Annotated in this window: 17 protein-coding genes and 2 pseudogenes; 9 read left to right on the forward strand and 10 right to left on the reverse strand. The window is 71.4% G+C overall.

All coding sequences use genetic code 11. The features are described from left to right. Position 1: 1 nt before the first annotated feature. From GQF42_RS27410 to trhA, 4 genes are all read right to left on the reverse strand, one after another. Positions 2 to 733 carry a Mut7-C RNAse domain-containing protein gene (locus GQF42_RS27410; protein ID WP_158924180.1) on the reverse strand — a complete coding sequence of 244 codons (732 nt, stop codon included), beginning with the start codon at positions 731 to 733 and terminating at the stop codon, positions 2 to 4. A 33-nt stretch (positions 734 to 766) separates the two neighbouring features. After that, complete coding sequence (locus GQF42_RS27415; protein ID WP_158924182.1) at positions 767 to 1399, reverse strand: TetR/AcrR family transcriptional regulator; 633 nt, start codon at positions 1397 to 1399, stop codon at positions 767 to 769. Positions 1400 to 1404: 5 nt separating this feature from the next. Continuing rightward, positions 1405 to 2949, reverse strand: coding sequence for an MFS transporter (locus tag GQF42_RS27420; RefSeq protein ID WP_158924184.1), 1545 nt, complete (start codon positions 2947 to 2949; stop codon positions 1405 to 1407). A gap of 117 nt (positions 2950 to 3066) precedes the next feature. Then, positions 3067 to 3780, reverse strand: a complete 714-nt coding sequence (gene trhA, locus GQF42_RS27425; protein WP_158924186.1) for a PAQR family membrane homeostasis protein TrhA — start codon at positions 3778 to 3780, stop codon at positions 3067 to 3069. A gap of 307 nt (positions 3781 to 4087) precedes the next feature. Here trhA and GQF42_RS27430 point away from each other — a divergent pair, with 307 nt between their 5' ends. Next, complete coding sequence (locus GQF42_RS27430; protein WP_158924188.1) at positions 4088 to 5905, forward strand: phosphoenolpyruvate carboxykinase (GTP); 1818 nt, start codon at positions 4088 to 4090, stop codon at positions 5903 to 5905. A 113-nt stretch (positions 5906 to 6018) separates the two neighbouring features. On the opposite strand, the pseudogene GQF42_RS27435 reads toward GQF42_RS27430, so the two are convergent. From GQF42_RS27435 to GQF42_RS27450, 4 genes and pseudogenes are all read right to left on the reverse strand, one after another. Continuing rightward, a pseudogene (locus tag GQF42_RS27435) lies at positions 6019 to 6273 on the reverse strand (hypothetical protein); the annotation flags it as partial. Positions 6274 to 6275: 2 nt separating this feature from the next. Continuing rightward, positions 6276 to 6704: pseudogene (locus GQF42_RS46110) on the reverse strand (hypothetical protein); the annotation flags it as partial. 127 nt (positions 6705 to 6831) lie between these two features. Continuing rightward, entirely contained in the window at positions 6832 to 7251 is a 420-nt protein-coding gene (locus tag GQF42_RS27445) for an SCO4983 family protein (RefSeq protein WP_158924190.1), read from the reverse strand. Between the two features lie 89 nt (positions 7252 to 7340). Next, entirely contained in the window at positions 7341 to 8552 is a 1212-nt protein-coding gene (locus tag GQF42_RS27450) for a pyridoxal phosphate-dependent aminotransferase (protein ID WP_158924192.1), read from the reverse strand. Positions 8553 to 8678: 126 nt separating this feature from the next. On the opposite strand from GQF42_RS27450, the gene GQF42_RS27455 reads away from it, so the two are divergent. The 4 genes from GQF42_RS27455 (at position 8679) to GQF42_RS27465 (ending at position 11148) form a co-directional block, all read left to right on the forward strand. Then, entirely contained in the window at positions 8679 to 9374 is a 696-nt protein-coding gene (locus tag GQF42_RS27455) for a hypothetical protein (protein ID WP_233273482.1), read from the forward strand. A gap of 117 nt (positions 9375 to 9491) precedes the next feature. Then, on the forward strand, positions 9492 to 9800 hold the full coding sequence (locus GQF42_RS45030) for a DUF1707 SHOCT-like domain-containing protein (protein WP_199272816.1): 309 nt from the start codon (positions 9492 to 9494) through the stop codon (positions 9798 to 9800). A 52-nt stretch (positions 9801 to 9852) separates the two neighbouring features. After that, entirely contained in the window at positions 9853 to 10245 is a 393-nt protein-coding gene (locus GQF42_RS45035) for a hypothetical protein (RefSeq protein ID WP_199272817.1), read from the forward strand. Between the two features lie 69 nt (positions 10246 to 10314). Then, positions 10315 to 11148, forward strand: a complete 834-nt coding sequence (locus GQF42_RS27465; protein ID WP_158924194.1) for a trypsin-like peptidase domain-containing protein — start codon at positions 10315 to 10317, stop codon at positions 11146 to 11148. A 15-nt stretch (positions 11149 to 11163) separates the two neighbouring features. On the opposite strand, the gene GQF42_RS27470 is transcribed toward GQF42_RS27465, so the two are convergent. Together GQF42_RS27470 and GQF42_RS27475 are read right to left on the reverse strand one after the other, a co-directional pair. Then, on the reverse strand, positions 11164 to 12774 hold the full coding sequence (locus tag GQF42_RS27470) for an N-acyl-D-amino-acid deacylase family protein (RefSeq protein WP_158924196.1): 1611 nt from the start codon (positions 12772 to 12774) through the stop codon (positions 11164 to 11166). A gap of 24 nt (positions 12775 to 12798) precedes the next feature. After that, positions 12799 to 14073, reverse strand: coding sequence for an amino acid deaminase (locus GQF42_RS27475; protein WP_158924198.1), 1275 nt, complete (start codon positions 14071 to 14073; stop codon positions 12799 to 12801). A gap of 201 nt (positions 14074 to 14274) precedes the next feature. Here GQF42_RS27475 and GQF42_RS27480 point away from each other — a divergent pair, with 201 nt between their 5' ends. The 4 genes from GQF42_RS27480 to GQF42_RS27495 all read left to right on the forward strand — a co-directional run bounded on the left by GQF42_RS27480 (position 14275) and on the right by GQF42_RS27495 (position 18108). Then, positions 14275 to 15285: a sugar kinase gene (locus tag GQF42_RS27480; RefSeq protein WP_158924200.1), complete on the forward strand. Its 1011-nt coding sequence runs from the start codon at positions 14275 to 14277 to the stop codon at positions 15283 to 15285. Then, positions 15282 to 16055 (forward strand): IclR family transcriptional regulator, encoded by a 774-nt coding sequence (locus GQF42_RS27485; RefSeq protein WP_158924202.1) that lies wholly within the window; start codon positions 15282 to 15284, stop codon positions 16053 to 16055. Before GQF42_RS27480 ends, GQF42_RS27485 begins: the two co-directional genes overlap by 4 nt. 46 nt (positions 16056 to 16101) lie before the next feature. Further along, complete coding sequence (locus tag GQF42_RS27490) at positions 16102 to 16512, forward strand: RidA family protein (RefSeq protein WP_158924204.1); 411 nt, start codon at positions 16102 to 16104, stop codon at positions 16510 to 16512. 114 nt (positions 16513 to 16626) lie between these two features. After that, positions 16627 to 18108, forward strand: coding sequence for a GntP family permease (locus tag GQF42_RS27495; protein ID WP_158924206.1), 1482 nt, complete (start codon positions 16627 to 16629; stop codon positions 18106 to 18108). Positions 18109 to 18132 lie beyond the last annotated feature (24 nt).

Consider the following 18132-nt stretch of genomic DNA (forward strand, 5'->3'; position numbering starts at 1 on the left):
CTCAGGCCCCCCGGGCGCGCATGCCCAACGCCCGCTCCACGATGGCCTCCAGCTGGTCGTGGTGTGCGCCCTTCCAGTACGCGCGGCCGCAGGACGTGCACTGGGCGAAGACGTCGTAGGAGCGCCTGGTGCCGGACTCGAGCCGGTCGGACAGTTCTTCCTTCGTGGCCTGTCTCAGCAGGCCGTTGCAGGCAGTGCAGCGGGTCCAGGGGCGTAGCTCGGGGGCGAAGCGTTCGAGGACGTCGTGGAGTTGGTCGTCGGGGCGGGTGCTGTAGACGAAGGCGCCGGCCCACAGTTCGCGGCGGCGCAGCAGGCCCCGGTCGCGGCTGAGCATCACACGTTTCTCGGCCGCCGAACGGGCCGCGAGGGCCGGGTCGCCGATGTCGCTCGACTCGTACGCCGTGTCCACGCCGAGCAGGCGCATCCGGCGGGCCAGGGTGCCGAGGTGGACATCGAGGAGGAAGCGGAGCGGGGCGCCGGGGACGGGCTGGGGACGCTCGACGGGGCGTACGCTCACCGTCTCGCCCGGCTGCGGGATGTGCGACACCGGCACCTCGCGGCCGTCCGCGAGCAGCGCGCCGACCTCGGTCAGCGGGACGCCGAGGGACTCGATGACATGACCGAGGGTCGAGACGCCGTCCGTGGCCAGGGGGGTGGCGCCGCGGCGCCGGGGCGGGGGCACGAACAGATGGAGCGCGGGGGCGACTTCGACGTGGATCTCGACTCCGTTCACCTAGTCAGCATCGCACGCCGGGCTGCCCCCGCCTCAGTGGTTATCGTGGGGCAGGCCGTGCTCCAGGACGTCCAGGGCCCGGTCCATGAGGTCGCGCAGCTCGCCCTCGAAGTCGTTCTCCGCCCAGTACATGGAGACCTCCATCAGGCTGCCGATGAGGGACATCGCGTAGACCCGGATCTCGAGGCTGTCGGCGGCCAGGCCGGACCGCTCGGCGAGGGCCTCGCGGAGCAGCCGGCCGGTCTCCGACATGCTCTCGAACATCCGGGAGCGGACGGCCGGGACCTGCGCCCCGAGGTGGGTGCGCAGGCGCAGCACCTCGGGGTCCTCGCTCAGGTTCGCGTCGATGGCCTTGTGCAGCACGTGCCGCAGCGAGTCCATCCACGACTCGTCGGCGGGCCGGGCGCGCAACTCCTCGGCGATCAGCGGGTCGTACTCGTCCGTGAGGACGATGTCCTCCTTGGTCGGGAAGTAGCGGAAGACGGTCGACGGCGACACCTCGGCCCGCTCGGCGATCTGCTCGACCGTCGTGGCGTCGTACCCCTGTTCCCTGATCAGCGCGTAGGTCGCGGCGCGGATCGCCTCGCGGGTCTTGATCTTCTTGCGTTCGCGCAGGCCGAGGCGGGGGAGGTCGGTGGGGGAGAGGGGGGAACGTGCGGCCGTCATACGGTTCATTGTCGGGCATCCCCCGCCGGGACGACCATGTCGGCGCCGCCTTCCGTCTCCCGCGCGGGCGCCGTCCGCGGCAGCAGGGCCGCGGTCAGCAGCGCGGCGGCCAGCGCGGCGACGCCGCACACCAGCAGGACCACGCCCATGCCGTGGACGTAGGCGTCGTCGGCGGAGGCGGCGAGGTGGGACGAGCCGGTCCTCTGGGCGATCAGGTGCGCGGCGACCACCGAGTTGCCGGCGGTGTGCGCGACGGGCCCGGGCAGCCCCGTGACGTCGAGCCGGTCGCGGAAGATGCCGGCCAGCAGGCTGCCGAGCAGGGCGATGCCGATCGCGGCGCCGACCTGGCGCAGCGTCATGAGCAGCCCGGAACCGCTGCCGGCCCGGTCGCGGGGCAGGGTGCCGAGGGCGCCGTCCATCGCGGGCACGATGGAGAAACCGAAGCCGACGCCGGTGATCGAGAGCCACAGCGCGGTGAAGCCGTAGCCGGAGTCGACCGTCGTACGGCTGCCGAGCAGTGCGGCGAAGGCCAGCACCACCAGACCGGCGCTCACCACGGCACGCGGCCCGAACCGGGCGACGACCGGCTGGGCGCCCCGGGCGGCGACCATCAGACCGCCCATCATCGGCAGCAGCCTGAGACCGGTGCCGAAGGCGTCGTGGCCGAGGACGGCCTGGATGTACGGGGGCAGCACGAACATCAGGCCGGACAGGACGAACATCGCGAGAGTCGCGGCGGAGGTGTTGAACAGAAAGCCGCGGTGGGCCAGTAGCGTCATGTCGAGCATGGGACGGGTGGCCCGCCGCTCGCGCAGCACCAGCGCGGTCAGCAGCACCGCGGCGGCGGCGAACATCGCCAGGATCAGGGCGTCGCTCCAACCGCGGCTGGGCGCCTCGATGATCGCGTAGATGAGGGCGCCGAGGCCGGTCGCGGTGAGCACGGTGGACAGCGGGTCGACCCGGGGGGAGGCGGGGTCGCTGGTCTCGGGGAGCAGGAAGACGCAGGCGGCGATGCCGATCGCGGCCATCGGGACGTTGATCAGGAAGACCGAGCCCCACCAGTAGTGGTTCAGCAGCCAGCCGCCGATGATCGGGCCGAGCGGCAGGCCGAGCGCGGAGGCGGCGGAGATGATGCCTACGGCCTTGGTGCGCTCGTCGGGACCGAAGAGCGAGGGCAGCACGGACAGGGCGAGCGGGGTGACGAGCGCGCCGCCGATGCCCATGAACGCCCGGGCCGCGATGACCCAGTTGACGTCCGAGGCGAGCGCGCCCATCAGCGAGCCGACGAGGAAGAGGGCGAGCCCGGTGATCAGCATCCTGCGCCGCCCGAAGCGGTCGCCGAGCAGGCCGGCGGGGAGCATCAGGGCGGCGAAGACGACGACGTAGGCGTCCGCCATCCACTGCTGCTGGCCGGTGGTGGCGCCCAGTTCGCCGGCCATCGTCGGCAGCGCCACATTGAGGATCGTCATGTCGAAGCCGAGCGTGAGCATGCTCGCGACCAGGGCCCCCAGGGCCCACCAGCGCCGAGGGTTCGCAGTGACATCAACCATGAAATGAAAGTAGCTCTCAAAATACCGATGCTGTCAATCGAATTCGACTGCCGAGGGAACGGAAACGGCCACGGCTCGGATGAGCCGTGGCCGTGGGAGCGGCGGGAGCGGTGTGTGCTATCCGTGCGTGTACGCCACCAGTGAGATGCCGACGTAGTGCACGACGAACGCGGCGAGCGTGAAGGAGTGGAAGACCTCGTGGAAGCCGAACCAGCGCGGTGAGGGGTTCGGCCGCTTGATGCCGTAGATCACGCCGCCGGCGCTGTAGAGCAGGCCGCCGACGATCACCAGGACCAGGACGGCGATGCCGCCGGTGTGCAGGAAGTCGGGCAGGAAGAAGACGGCCGCCCAGCCCATCGCGATGTAGCAGGGCGTGTAGAGCCAGCGCGGGGCGCCGACCCAGAAGACCCGGAAGACGATGCCGGCCGAGGCGGCGGCCCAGATCCCCCACAGCAGCCACTCGCCCTTCGCGCCCGGCAGGAGCAGCAGGGTCAGCGGGGTGTAGGTGCCCGCGATGATGAGGAAGATGTTGGCGTGGTCGAGGCGGCGCAGGACGCCGTCCATCCGCGGGCTCCAGTTGCCCCGGTGGTACAGGGCGCTGACCCCGAAGAGCAGGCAAGCTGTCAGGGCGTAGATGCCGCAGGCGATACGGCCTCTGCTCGAGTCGGCGAGAGCGGTGAGCACGAGGCCCGCGACGAGGGCGGCCGGGAACATGCCGAGGTGCAGCCAGCCGCGGAGTCGGGGCTTGGCCGGAAGCAGCACGGAGGGCGCGACGGGACCGCGGTCGGCGACCGGCGAGTCCATGGGCGCGTCGGAGGCGGACGCAGTCATGCGCGAATGGTACCTACGGCACCGTAAGTCGCTAGTCAATGCCTCTTGGTGAGCGTGCAAATCGGGGCGAACGCAAAAGAACCTTCAGCTGAATCCAACATGGACGCAAAGAATCATGGAAATCGTGGCATGGGTCACTCCGCTCACCTGTGACTCCCCCTGGACAGATGCGCATCGGCGACGGATGATCAAATGAGTGCGGTCGGCACCGGATGAGCGGCTACGAAGCATCCGGGTCGCAGCCCCCACGGGGCCCCAAGGAAAAAAATCCCTCACCAGGGGGAAAATCCCTCACTTAGGAGCAATCGTGGCGCGCGACAACGCGGCTCCCCTGCCCACCAACCACCAGGAACTGATCTCGTGGGTCAACGAGATCGCCGAACTGACGCAGCCGGACAGCGTGGTTTGGTGCGACGGATCCGAGGCCGAGTACGAGCGGCTGGCCGAAGAACTGGTCACCAAGGGAACGTTCAAGAAGCTCGACCCGATCAAGCGCCCGCACTCCTACTACGCCGCCTCCGACCCGACCGATGTCGCGCGTGTCGAGGACCGGACGTTCATCTGCTCCGAGAAGGAGGAGGACGCAGGTCCCACCAACCACTGGAAGGCCCCTGCCGAGATGCGGGAGATCTTCGCCGGTGAGAAGGGCCTGTTCCGCGGCTCCATGCGGGGCCGCACCATGTACGTCGTCCCGTTCTGCATGGGACCGCTGGGCTCCCCGCTGTCCGCGCTCGGCGTGGAGATCACCGACTCCGCCTATGTCGCCGTCTCCATGCGCACGATGACGCGCATGGGCCAGGCCGTCCTCGACGAGCTGGGCGACGAGGGCTTCTTCGTGAAGGCCGTGCACACGCTCGGCGCCCCGCTGGAGGAGGGTCAGCAGGACGTTCCGTGGCCGTGCAACTCCACCAAGTACATCTCGCACTTCCCCGAGGACCGCGAGATCTGGTCCTACGGCTCCGGCTACGGCGGCAACGCCCTGCTCGGCAAGAAGTGCTACGCGCTGCGTATCGCCTCGGTCATGGCGCGTGACGAGGGCTGGCTGGCCGAGCACATGCTGATCCTCAAGCTCACCCCGCCGCAGGGCGAGTCGAAGTACGTCGCCGCCGCCTTCCCGAGCGCCTGCGGCAAGACCAACCTCGCCATGCTGGAGCCCACGATCTCCGGCTGGACGGTGGAGACCATCGGCGACGACATCGCCTGGATGCGCTTCGGTGCGGACGGCCGCCTGTACGCGATCAACCCCGAGGCCGGTTTCTTCGGCGTCGCGCCCGGCACCGGCGAGCACACCAACGCCAACGCGATGAAGACCCTGTGGGGCAACGCGGTCTTCACCAACGTCGCGCTCACCGACGACGGCGACGTGTGGTGGGAGGGCATGACCGAGGAGGCGCCCGCCCACCTGACCGACTGGAAGGGCAACGACTGGACGCCGGCGTCCCAGACCCCGGCCGCCCACCCCAACGCCCGCTTCACCGTCCCCGCCTCGCAGTGCCCGATCATCGCGCCCGAGTGGGAGGACCCCAAGGGCGTGCCGATCTCGGCGATCCTCTTCGGCGGCCGGCGCGCCTCCGCGGTGCCGCTGGTGACGGAGTCCTTCGACTGGAACCACGGCGTCTTCCTCGGCGCCAACGTGGCCTCCGAGAAGACCGCCGCGGCCGAGGGCAAGGTCGGCGAGCTGCGCCGCGACCCGTTCGCGATGCTGCCGTTCTGCGGCTACAACATGGGTGACTACATGGGTCACTGGGTGGACGTCGCCAAGGACAAGGACCAGGCGAAGCTCCCGAAGATCTACTACGTCAACTGGTTCCGCAAGAACGACGAGGGCAAGTTCGTCTGGCCCGGCTTCGGCGAGAACTCCCGTGTCCTCAAGTGGATCGTGGAGCGCCTCGACGGCAGGGCCGAGGGCGTCGAGACCCCGATCGGCGTGCTGCCCGCCAAGGGCGCGCTGGACACCGACGGTCTCGAACTGTCCGACTCCGACCTGGACTTCCTGCTCACGGTCGACAAGGACGTCTGGCGCGAGGAGGCCGCCCTGGTCCCCGAGCACCTCAACACCTTCGGTGACCACACCCCGAAGGAGCTGTGGGACCAGTACCGCGCGCTGGTGGAGCGCCTGGGCTGAGACCCGCGCCCCGCAGACTCCACGGCCGGTCGCCGTGCCCTGACCAGCGATCGTCACGACCGGCCGTGGAACGACCCCGGGTGCCCCGCACAACGGCGTGCGGGGCACCCGTGTCATTTGCCGCGCTCCTCCAGGTACCGGGTGTGCGACTCCTGCCGCAGCGCCGCCGCGTCCCGCAGGGCCGCGGCCAGGCGCTCGGCCTGCGCGCGGAGCAGGCCGAGCCGGCGTTCCAGATGGCGTCCGGGCGGCTCTGCGCCCGGGGCCGGCCGGGTCCACCAGCGGGTGCGGACGAAGGTGTCCACGGCCTCCGGGATGTCCTGCCGCACCGCACGCGAGACGGCGTGCACGCCCTCCGGATCCTGGGCCAGGGCCGGATCTCCTCGAAGGCGCCGTCCAGCGAGGCGTGCCGGCCGTCGAAGAGGCGCCCGGCGGTCGGATCGGCGATGTGCTGCAGCTCCGTGCGGGAGGAGTCGCCGAAGAGGATCGGGAAGACGGGGGTGTCCCGCCGGGCCCCGGTCAGCGAGCGGTGGAAGCCGTCGAAGTCCCCGGCCCTGGCACCGGCGTTGTTCTCGTAGGCGTGCACCAGCCCATCGGCGACCGACTGGCTGCCGGGGAAGGGCAGTTCACGGCGCCGGTCGGTGTCGAGGCCGGCCGCGGGCGCCACGGAGGCGACGACCGGGCGACGGTGGGCGGTGTCGGTGATGAGTCTCTGCACGGTGTCGGTGCGCAGGTCCTCGGTGAGCCTGCGGACCTCCGCACGGGTGCGGGAGTCCGTGGCGGCGAGCGAGGAGAACGGGAAAAGGGCGCAACGTCGTCTCATCCGGGCTCGCCCTCCAGCGCCGAACTGCGCACAGTGGTTGGCTCCCGGCCCGCGCGTCGCTGCGGGTGCGCGCGGGCCGGGGCCGATCGGGGGACCCGGGGTGGGGTCAGTGGGCGGCGCTGAGTTCCTTGGGGTCGGCGAGCGCGGCGGCGTGCGCGTCCATCCGCTCGGCCGTCAGGATCGCCGCCGCCGTGTCGGCGCGCGACGCGGCGACGACGAGCGCGCGGCCCGCGAGGGTGTGCGCGCGCCGGTGCAGCGCGGCGGGGTCACCGGTGGCGGACGGCTGGGCCCGCAGCGGGGCGCGCCCGCCCCGGAGCCGGGCCACCTGCTCGGCGAGCCGCTCGGCGGCGTCCTCCAGGTCGGCCGAGGGTGTCAGCCCGCGCAGTTCGTCGGTGGCCGCGAGCAGCGCGGCGAGGTGGCCGGCGAGCTGGATGTCCAACTCCTCCTCGCGCGAGCGGTGGGGGAAGTCGGAGGCGGTGCCGGCCATCGTGCTGTGGACCGACTTGCTGCGGATCGGTTCGTACATGGGGGATGGCCTCCTGTGCTCTGACAGGAAGCCATCCTAGCTTGGATTTCGTCTAAAGTTGAGCAGTATCACGGAATGAAGCCCGTCGACTACGGCTGGCTGTATCCGTCCAGGAAGTTCCCGATCCGGGTGACCGCGTCCCTGAGGTCGCCGACCGTCGGCAGCGTCACCACGCGGAAGTGATCCGGCTCGGGCCAGTTGAAGCCCGTCCCCTGGACGACCATGATCTTTTCCTGGCGCAGGAGGTCCAGGACCATCTGCCGGTCGTCCTTGATCTTGAAGACCTGCGGGTCGAGCCGCGGGAAGAGATACAGCGCGCCCTTCGGCCGTACGCAGCTGACGCCCGGGATCTGCGTCAGCAGTTCGTAGGCGGTGTCCACCTGCTCCTTCAGCCGGCCGCCCGGCAGCACCAGGTCGGTGATCGACTGGCGTCCGCTGAGCGCGGCGACCACGCCGTGCTGGCCCGGCATGTTGGCGCACAGGCGCATGTTCGCCAGGACGGTCAGGCCCTCGATGTAGGAGTCCGCGTGCGAGCGCGGCCCGGAGATGGCCATCCAGCCCACCCGGTACCCGGCCACCCGGTACGCCTTCGACATGCCGTTGAAGGTGAGGGTGAGCAGATCGGGGGCGATCTTCGCGGTCGGGGTGTGCGTGGCGCCGTCGTAGAGGATCTTGTCGTAGATCTCGTCGGAGCAGACCAGCAGGTTGTGCCGGCGGGCGATGTCCGTCAGCCCCCGGAGCATCGCCTCGTCGTAGACGGCGCCCGTGGGGTTGTTCGGGTTGATGATGACCATCGCCCTGGTGCGGTCGGTGATCTTGCGCTCGATGTCGGCGAGGTCGGGCATCCAGTCCGCCTGCTCGTCGCAGCGGTAGTGCACGGCGGTGCCGCCGGCCAGGGAGACGGCGGCGGTCCACAGCGGGTAGTCCGGGGCCGGCACGAGGACCTCGTCGCCGTCGTCGAGCAGGCCCTGCATGGCCATCACGATCAGCTCGGAGACGCCGTTGCCGATGAAGACGTGCTCGACGTCGGTCTCGATGCCGAGGGTCTGGTTGTGCATGACGACCGCACGCCGGGCGGCCAGCAGGCCCTTGGCGTCGCCGTACCCGTGGGCCGTCGAGACGTTGCGGAGGATGTCCTCCAGGATCTCCGGCGGGCACTCGAAGCCGAAGGCGGCCGGATTGCCGGTGTTCAGCTTGAGGATGCGATGTCCTGCCGCCTCGAGCCGCATCGCCTCCTCGAGCACCGGGCCCCGGATCTCGTAACAGACGTTGGCGAGCTTGGTCGACTGGATCACCTGCATGTCCGTGAGCTTACGGCCCGATAACGCTTCCGCGGCCGTGTTTTCCACCACGTGGGACGCGGAAGTTTGCCCGGGTATCGCCGTTGGCTGTCTCAGGAGCCGCTTGCGTCCCTAGAATCCGCTGCCATGGCCACCGAATGGGAGGGTGAGGCGGGGGTGTACGGCACGAAGGGTCCGCACGACGGGCGTACCGAGCGGCCGGACACACCCCCTGCGCAGCCGTCGCCGAACGTCTACCTGCCGCAGGCCCCGGCCCCGGCGTACGACGCGTACGCCGACCCCGCCGTCGCCCACGGCTGGCAGAACGCCTACGACGACACCCGCGAGCTGCCCCCGGTGCCCGGGCCGGCCGAGCCGGTCGACCGGCCCGCGGCGGATGAGGGGCGGGCCGCACGGCGTCGGGCCGGGCGCACGGGTGGCCGTCGCGGGGCGGCCGTCGTCGCCGGGGCGCTCGGGGTGGCAGGAGTGGTCGCCGTGATCGCCGGGCTCGCGGGCGGCTCGGACGAGTCCGGCTCCGGCGGTGGACGCGTCGCCGTCGAGGGCTCCGCCACGGCGAGCCCCCGCACGGACGCCGGCTCCCCGGCCGCGCCCGGCGAGGCGGGTGCCGTCGGGTCCCCCTCGGCCGCCTCGCCGGCCGTCGGCGCGTCCCAGGTGCACGCGCCCGCCGCGCCGGCCGTCACCGCCTCGGCCGCGGCGCCCACGACGCCCCCCGCACCCACGACATCCGGCGCACCCGCACCCACCGCGACGGCTTCCGCGTCCGGCCTCCCCGGGGGGCAGGGCCAGAGCCATGGCCACGGCGCCGGGAGGCATCGCCACTGACCGCCCGAGGTGAGCCGCCGGCTGCCGGGCGGTGTCTTCAGGACAGCCGTCGGCGATTTCCCGCCGCTCGCCCGACGTACGGGTGGTGCCGTCGCCCCGCCGGGTGAGAGTTGCTGCATGAATCGACAGCCATGGCCCGCCCCCGCCGGACGACCGGTGCCCCCTGCAGGCACGCTCGCCTCCGACGAGGACCGCGACCGGGCCGTCGAGCGGGTGCGGGCCGCCGTGGCGGACGGCCGCCTGGCGCTCGGCGAGCTGGACGGCCGGCTGGGACGGGTGCACGGCGCCCGGACGCTCGGCGAACCGGCCGTCGCCGTGCGCGATCTGCCCGGACCCGGGCCCCGGGACTGTCTGGTCGTGGACCGGGCCCCCACCTCCCGCTTCGCGCTGGGCCTGTTCGGCGGGTTCGCACGCGAGGGCCGGTGAGTCGTCCCGGAGCGGTTCGTCGCCTGGTCGATGTGGGGCGGCGGTCGGGTCGATGTGGGGTGGCGACCGGGTCGATCTCGCCGAGGCCCGCTTCGCCGCCCGGGAGACCAGGATCTGGGCGGTCGCGCTCTGGGGCGGCACCGGGTTTGTCGTCCCCGACAACATCGACGTCGAGGTCAGGGGCCTCGGTCTGTTCGGCGTGTTCCGCAGGCGCGGCGGCCGTGGAACGGCGCGGCCCGGTGCCCCGCGCGTCGTCATCAGGGGTCTGGCGCTGTTCGGTGCCGTCGTCGCGAAGCCTTGGCAGGCCGGGAAGCAACACCTCCGCGACCAGGTCTCCTCGACCGTCAACCCGCCCTCGTCACAGGCGAGTTGCCTCGGGGGTCCCGCACAGGGAAACCCCTATGGCCCGTCCCGCCTTCTTGTTCACACCCCCCTCTCGCATTGAGAATGCGCATGACAAAGAGCGGGCGGCCGGAACACTCCGGTCGCCCAAGTCGTAAGAGGGGACCCCCACATGAACAAGCCTCTCCTTGCCGTGCTTTCCTCCGTGGCCCTGGCCGGGCTGGGCGCGACCCCGGCCGTCGCCGCACCGCACACCGCCAAGGCGGCCGCGGTGACGGTCGACTTCGCCGGCACCGTCTCGCTCAGCAACTGCTCCGGCTCCGTGATCCGCTTCCCCAACTCCGCGGACACCGACCCGGCGCTCGTCCTCACCAACGGCCACTGCCTGGAGACCGGCTTCCCGGACCCGGGCCAGGTCATCACCGGCCAGTCCTCCAGCCGTACCTTCGGCCTGCTGAACTCGGCCGGCAGCAAGGTCGCCACCCTCCGCGCCAACCAGGTCGTGTACTCGACCATGACGGACACGGACATCACGATCTACCGCACCACCACCACGTACGTGGCGATCAAGAAGAACTACGGCATCAGCCCGCTCACCGTGCAGGACACCCACCCGACCGCCGGCACCGCCATCAAGGTCGTCTCCGGCTACTGGAAGACGATCTACAGCTGCAACGTCGACGGCTTCGTGTACCAGCTGAAGGAGGGCGACTGGACCTGGAAGGACTCCGTCCGTTACACCTCCGCCTGCAACACCATCGGCGGCACCTCCGGCTCCCCGGTGATCGACACCGCCACCGGCAAGGTCGTCGCCGTCAACAACACCGGCAACGAGAACGGTGAGCGCTGCACGGTGGACAATCCCTGCGAGGTGGACGAGAACGGCAACGTCACCATCCACCAGGGCATCAACTACGCCGAGGAGACGTACATCATCCCGGCCTGCTTCACCACCGGCAACAAGCTCGACCTGAGCGCGTCCGGCTGCGCCCTGCCCAAGCCGTAAGGGGCCCGGCCGCGATCACACCGGGGTACGGCGGACGGACCGGCCCGCGAGCACGTCCGTCCGCCTGCCGTCCTCGATGACGAACCTGCCGTCGACCAGGACGTACGGGATCCCCGTGGGCAGCCTGCGGGGCTCGGCGAAGGTGGCGCCCGGCGCCACCGTCCGCGGGTCGAACAGCACCAGGTCGGCCCGGTACCCCTCACGCACCAGACCGCGGTCCGGCAGGCGCAGCCGGGCCGCGGGCCGGGCGGTCAGACGCGCGACGCACTCCTCCAGCGTCAGCACCCCCAACTCCCGTACGTAGTGGCCGAGATAGCGCGGGAAGGTGCCGTAGGCCCGGGGGTGCGGCTTGGCGCCCTGGAGGATGCCGTCCGAGCCGCCGGTGTGGGCGCGGTGCCGCATGATCGCGCGGACGTTCTCCTCGTGCCCGACGTGCTGGAGGATCGTCGTGCCGAGCCGGTCCGCCAGGAGCAGGTGCCGCGCGGTGTCCCAGGGGGCTTCGTCGCGCAGCCGCGCCGCCTGAAGGACCGTACGGCCCACGTACCTGCCCAGCGCCGGGTCGGCGACGCCGGAGATCTCGATCGTCTCCCACTCCACCGGCACCCCGTGGCAGCCGTCCGCGCCGGTCACCTCCAGGTCGTGCCGTACCCGTTCGGCCGTCGCCGGGTCGCCGAGCCGGGCCAGGACCTCCTGCGGACCGCCCGCGCTCGCCCAGCTCGGCAGCAGCGCGGCCAGCGTGGTGGAGCCGGGGGTGTAGGGGTAGGTGTCCAGGGTGAGGTCCGCGCCCGCGTCCAGGGCCCGGTCGAGCAGGGCGAGCAGCTCGGGCGCCCGGCCCTTGTTCACGCCGAAGTTCATCGTCGCGTGGGCCAGGTGCAGCGGGCAGCCCGCCTCCCGGGTCAGCTCCACCATCTCGGCGTAGGCCTCCAGGGCGCCGGCGCCGTAGGAGCGGTGGTGCGGGCAGTAGTAGCCGCCGTACGACGCCACCACCCGGCACAGCTCCGTCAGTTCGGCGTCCGGGGCGTACATGCCGGGCGTGTACGTCAGTCCGGAGGACAGTCCGACGGCGCCCTGCTCCAGTCCCTCGGCCACCAACTGCCGCATCCGGTCCAGCTCTTCGGGCGTCGCCTCGCGGTCCTCCCAGCCGACGGCGAGCGCGCGGACCGTGCCCTGCGGGATCAGGTAGGCCGCGTTGACGGCGATGCCTCGGTCCAGCCGGTCCAGGTACTCGCCGACCGACCGCCAGTCGAACTCGATGTCGTCGCCGTACCCGTTCCACCCGGTGATCGCCCGCCGCACCTCCTGCAGCGTGCGGTCGTCCACCGGGGCGTAGGACAGTCCGTCCTGGCCGAGGACCTCCAGTGTGACGCCCTGCGCGGCCTTGGCGCTGTGGTCGGGGTCGCGCAGCAGGGCGAGGTCGGAGTGGGCGTGCATGTCGATGAAGCCGGGAGAGAGGACCAGGCCCGCCGCGTCCAGTTCGCGTACGGCGCCCGGGCGCTGGCAGCCGGCCGCCGCGGCCTCCTTGACGATCGAGACGATCCGCCCCCCGTCGACCACCACGTCGGCGCGGTACGACGGTTCACCGCTGCCGTCGACGACGTCGGCGTCCCGGATGACCAGGTCCTCCATGTCCCGCCTCCCTTTCACCGGCTCCTAGAAGTACGTACGGATGTAGTCGACGACCGTCCCGTCCGCCTCCGCGACCGGGATCAGCTGCCACTTGTCGAAGGACGTGCACGGGTGGGACAGACCGAGGCCGATCCAGTCACCGACCTCGAGGTCGGCGCCCGGCTCCGTGCGCAGCCAGGCGTGCTGGTCGGACAGCCCGGTCACGGTGATCCCGTCGGCCGGGCGCTCGACACCGCCTCGGCGTACCACCTGGGCGTCCGGCAGGTCCAGGTCGTAGGCGGCGTCGCGCTTGCCCGCGTTGGCGAAGGCCTGCTCGGGGGTGGGCCGGGAGACGACCTGCGCCCACAGCCGGAAGGCGGGCTCCAGGGCGCCCTCCTCGGGGACCCGGGTGAAGGGGGTGATCCGGCGGTAGTGCCCGTCGTCGTGCGAGACGTACGCGCCCGAGCGCAGCAGCTTGAGCACGGGCAGGGAGAGTTCGGGGATCTGCGCGAACACATCGGCCACCGCGTCGAACCAGGCGCTGCCGCCCGCGCTCACCACGATCTCCTGCGCGTCCGTGAAGCGTCCGTCCTTGTCGAACTCGACGGCGAGCGCCACCAGCCGGTGCAGGTACGAGTGCACCCGCTCCGGATCGGCCTGCGGCACCTCGCCCTCGTACCCGGCGACACCCACGAGCCGCAGCGTCGCTGCCGCGGCCACCGCGTCGGCGACGGCGCGGGCGTCGGCCTGCGTGCGCACGCCGGTACGGGCCCCGTCGCCCGCGCCCAGCTCCACGACGACGTCCACGGGCCGCGCGGAGCCGTTCAGGGCCGCGTCCATCAGCTGCACGCCGCGTACGGAGTCGACGTAGCAGACGAACCGGAAGTCCGGGTCGGCGGCCAGTTCGCCCGCGATCCAGCGCAGGGCCGGGGCGTCCACCAGCTCGTTGGCGAGGAAGACCCGCTGGACGCCGAACGCCCGGGCGACCCGCACCTGGTGGGGCACCGCCAGCGTGATGCCCCAGGCGCCGTGCTCGAGCTGGCGGTGGAAGAGCTGCGGGGCCATGGAGGTCTTGCCGTGCGGGGCGAAGGCGAGTCCGTGCCGGGCGGCGTACGTCTCCATGAGTGCCAGGTTGTGCTCCAGGCGCTCGGCGGACAGCGCGAGGACGGGCGAGGCGAAGCCGTCGGCCTCGGCGAAGAGGTTACGGCGCTGGGCGGCCAGCTCGCCGACGGTGAGGCCGTCGGCGTCCGGCGGGAGGCCCTTGAAGCGGTGGTCGACGCGTTCCTCGGCCAGCCGGGCGAGCGCTTCGCTGCTGCTCATGGAGCCCCTCTCTCGCCGTTGCATTCTCTGCAACAGCCATTGCATGGATTGCTAACTGCTGTCTAACATCTCGCCGACACCGGGTCAACGGAGCCGTCACCCGGGCATCGGACAGGAGTCATCATCAACGACGCTGCTTACGCCTCGACCGTTGCGCACGACCGCGCGGACATCGCGGACGTCGGTGGCAGCGCGACTGCCGTGGACGTGGTGACACTCGGCGAGTCCATGGTCACCTTCCTGCCCGGCCGCCCGGGCCGCCTCGCGGACGTGCCCTCCTTCGACCGCGCGATCGGCGGCGCCGAGTCCAACGTGGCCTGCGTCCTGGCCGCCGCCGGCCACACCGCCCGCTGGGTCGGCCGGGTCGGCGCGGACGGCTTCGGCGACCACCTGGTCGAGCGGATCGCCGCATACGGCGTCGACGTCACGTCCGTACGCCGCGATCCTGCCCGCCCGACGGGCATCTACTTCCGCACGGCCGGCGACCGGGGCACGGGCGCGCACGAGGTGGCGTACTACCGGGCGGGCTCGGCGGCGTCGGCGATGAGCGCGGCGAACGTGGACCTCGCGGCGGTACGGGCGGGGCGGGTCCTGCATCTGTCGGGGATCACCGCCGCGCTGTCCGCCGACTGCCGTGCGCTGCTGGGCGAGCTGACGGCGCCTCGTGCGGACCGGCCGCTGCTGTCCTTCGACGTGAACCACCGGCCGGGTCTGTGGCGGACGGCCGAGGGCCCGCTGGTGCTGCTGGACCTCGCCCGGCGGGCGGACGTCGTCTTCGTGGGCGAGGACGAGGCGGCCCAGGCCTGGGGCATCACCGGGGGTCCGCGGGCCGTCCGGCAGGCGCTGCCGGAGCCGGCGGTGCTGGTGGTGAAGCAGGGCGCGAGCGGCGCGACGGCCTTCGACGGGCGCCGGCCGCCCGTCTTCGAACCGGCCCTGGACGTGGACGTCGTCGCCACCACCGGTGCCGGAGACGCCTTCGCCGCAGGCTTCCTCTCCGGCACCCTGCGCGACCTCCCCCTCAAGTCCCGCCTCCGCCACGGCCACCTCTTCGCCGCGGCGGCCCTCACCACCCCCGGCGACCTGGCCGCACCCCCCGCCCGGGACCACGCCGACCGCCTGACCACCCTCGACGACACCGCATGGGGGAGACTTCGACTCGGCCCCGGCTGGACGCAAGCCGACGTGGCCGAGGAGGAGGCGAACACCCCATGAGTCAGACCGTCGACCGCGCCCTGAGCATCCTGCCGCTGCTCGCCGAGGGCCCCGCCGACCTCGGGCAGGTCGCCGACCGCCTGGGCGTCCACAAGTCCACGGCGCTACGACTCCTGCGCACCCTGCACGAGCACGGTCTGGTCTACCGCCAGTCCGACCAGCGCTACCGCCTCGGCGCCCGCCTCTTCGCCCTCGCCCAGGAGGCGATGGAGAACCTCGACATCCGCGAGATCGCCCACCCCCACCTCGTACGGCTCAACGAGGCCTGCGGCCACACCGTGCACCTCGCCGTCCACGAGGAGAACGAGGTCCTCTACATCGACAAGGTGGAGAGCCGCTACCCGGTCCGCATGTACTCGAGGATCGGCAAGCCCGTCGCCATCACCGTCGCGGCCGTGGCCAAGCTCCTCCTCGCCGACCTCCCCGAACCCGAGCGCCGCACCCTCGCGGACCAGCTCGACTACCCCCTGTACACGGCCCGTTCGACCCCCAACGCCCCTGCCTTCCTGCGGGAGTTGGAGCAGGTGCGCGAACAGGGCTGGGCCACCGACCTCGGTGGCCACGAGGAGTCCATCAACTGCGTCGCCGCCCCCATCCGCGGCGCCGACGGCCGGGTGGTCGCCGCGATGTCGGTGTCCGCGCCGAACGTGGTCGTCACCGCCGAGGAACTCCTCACCCTGCTCCCGCAGGTCCGCCGTACCGCGGACGCGATCAGCGGCGAGTACTCCGGAAGAACGCCGGTGACGGACCCCACGAGGGACCCGTCATGACCGGCCGCAACCGATCATGACCGACAAGGACCGACAAGGATCCCGTATGACCGAGAAGATCGCCCTCACCCCCAAGACCCACACCACCCCGCCCGCGAAGTTCTCGCACGGCGTGAAGAAGGGCAACATCCTCCAGGTCGCCGGCCAGGTCGGCTTCCTGCCCGCCGAGGACGGCAAGCCCCCGACGCCGGCCGGCCCCACCCTGCGCGAGCAGACCCTGCAGACCCTCGCCAACGTCAGGGCGATCCTCGTGGAGGGCGGCGCGAGCTGGGACGACGTGATGATGATCCGCGTCTATCTGACGGACGTGGACCACTTCGCCGAGATGAACGAGATCTACAACAGCTACTTCGAGGAGCAGGGGCTCACCCAGCCGCCCGCCGCCCGGACCACGGTCTACGTCGGTCTCCCGGCCGGCCTCCTCATCGAGATCGACGCGCTCGCCGTCCTCGGCTGAGGACCCCTCACCTTCCTCACCCCGTACGTCCGTCACGGCACGGCACCTTCAAGGGTGCCGTGCCGTGATCCCCCCTGCCCGAAAGCACGATGCATTTAAGAAGAGGACCCCCGTATGTCCTTCTACGCCGCCGCAAGCACCACCACCCCACCGCCACCACCCCACACCGGAGGCCTGCTCCTCCTCCTGGACGGCACCCCCGGACTCCTCACCATCGCCGGGATAGGCATAGCCCTGCTGCTCTTCCTGATCATCAAGGTCAGGCTGCAGCCCTTCGTGGCCCTCCTCGCCGTATCCATCGCCGTGGGCCTGCTGGCCGGCCTCTCGGTCACCGAACTGTTCGGCACCGTCCAGAGCTCCAGCGCCGTCTCCACCATCGAGTCCGGCATGGGCGGCATCCTCGGCCACGTCTCGATCATCATCGGCCTCGGCACCATGCTGGGCGCGATCCTGGAGGTCAGCGGAGGCGCGGAGGTACTGGCCGCGCGGCTGTTGTCCCTGTTCGGCGAGAAGCGCGCCCCTCTCGCGATGGGCCTGACGGGCCTGATCTTCGGCATCCCGGTCTTCTTCGACGTGGGCATCTTCGTCCTGGCGCCGCTCGTCTACGCGGCGGCCAAGCGCGGTGGCAGGTCGATCCTCCTGTACTGCCTGCCCCTGCTCGCCGGCCTCTCCATGACCCACGCCTTCCTGCCGCCGCACCCGGGCCCGGTCGCCGCGGCCGCACTGCTGCACGTCCAACTCGGCTGGGTCATCCTCATGGGCATCGTCTGCGGCATCCCCGCCGTCCTGGCCGCATGGGGCTTCTCCGCCTGGATCGGCCGGCGGATCTTCGTCGCGGTACCGCAGGACATGGTCGAGGCGGCCGAGGAGGCCAAGCGGGCTGTCGTGGCGGAGCAGCGCGCGCAGGGCGTGGCACCGCAGGAGAGTCCGGTACCGCTCGCCACGGTCCTGGGCATCATCGGTACGCCCCTGGTCCTGATCCTCGCCGCGACCTTCTCCTCGATCGCCCTGGACCCGTCGCCCACCCGCTCGGTCCTGCAGTTCTTCGGCAGCCCCTTCGTCGCCCTCACGATCGCGCTGCTCATGGCCTACTACCTGCTCGGCATCCGCCGCGGCTGGTCCCGCAAGTCCCTGGAGTCGGTGTCGACCTCGTCCCTGAAGCCGGTCGGCAACATCCTGCTGGTCGTCGGCGCGGGCGGGATCTTCGGCGCCGTACTGAAGGCGAGCGGGGTGGCCCAGGCCCTGTCGGACACGTTCCACGGCGTGGGCCTCCCGGTGATCGTGCTCGCCTACCTGATCTCGCTGGTCCTGCGGGTGGCGCAGGGCTCGGCGACGGTGGCGATCGTGACGACGGCAGGCATCGTGGCACCGCTGCTGACGGCCGGCCACCACTCCCAGGCCTTCGTGGCCCTGGTCATCATGGCGATCTCGGCGGGCTCCATCTTCGCCTCGCACGTGAACGACGGCGGCTTCTGGATGGTGGCCAAGTACTTCGGCATCAGCGAACGCGACACGCTCAGGACCTGGACGGTCCTGGAGTCGGTGCTGTCGGTGGCGGGGTTCGCGGTGGCGGCGGTGGTGAGCTTGTTCGTGTGAACGTGACGTGAGTGAAACCGGGGA

It is taken from the genome of Streptomyces broussonetiae, from assembly GCF_009796285.1.
Classification (GTDB): Bacteria; Actinomycetota; Actinomycetes; order Streptomycetales; family Streptomycetaceae; genus Streptomyces; species Streptomyces broussonetiae.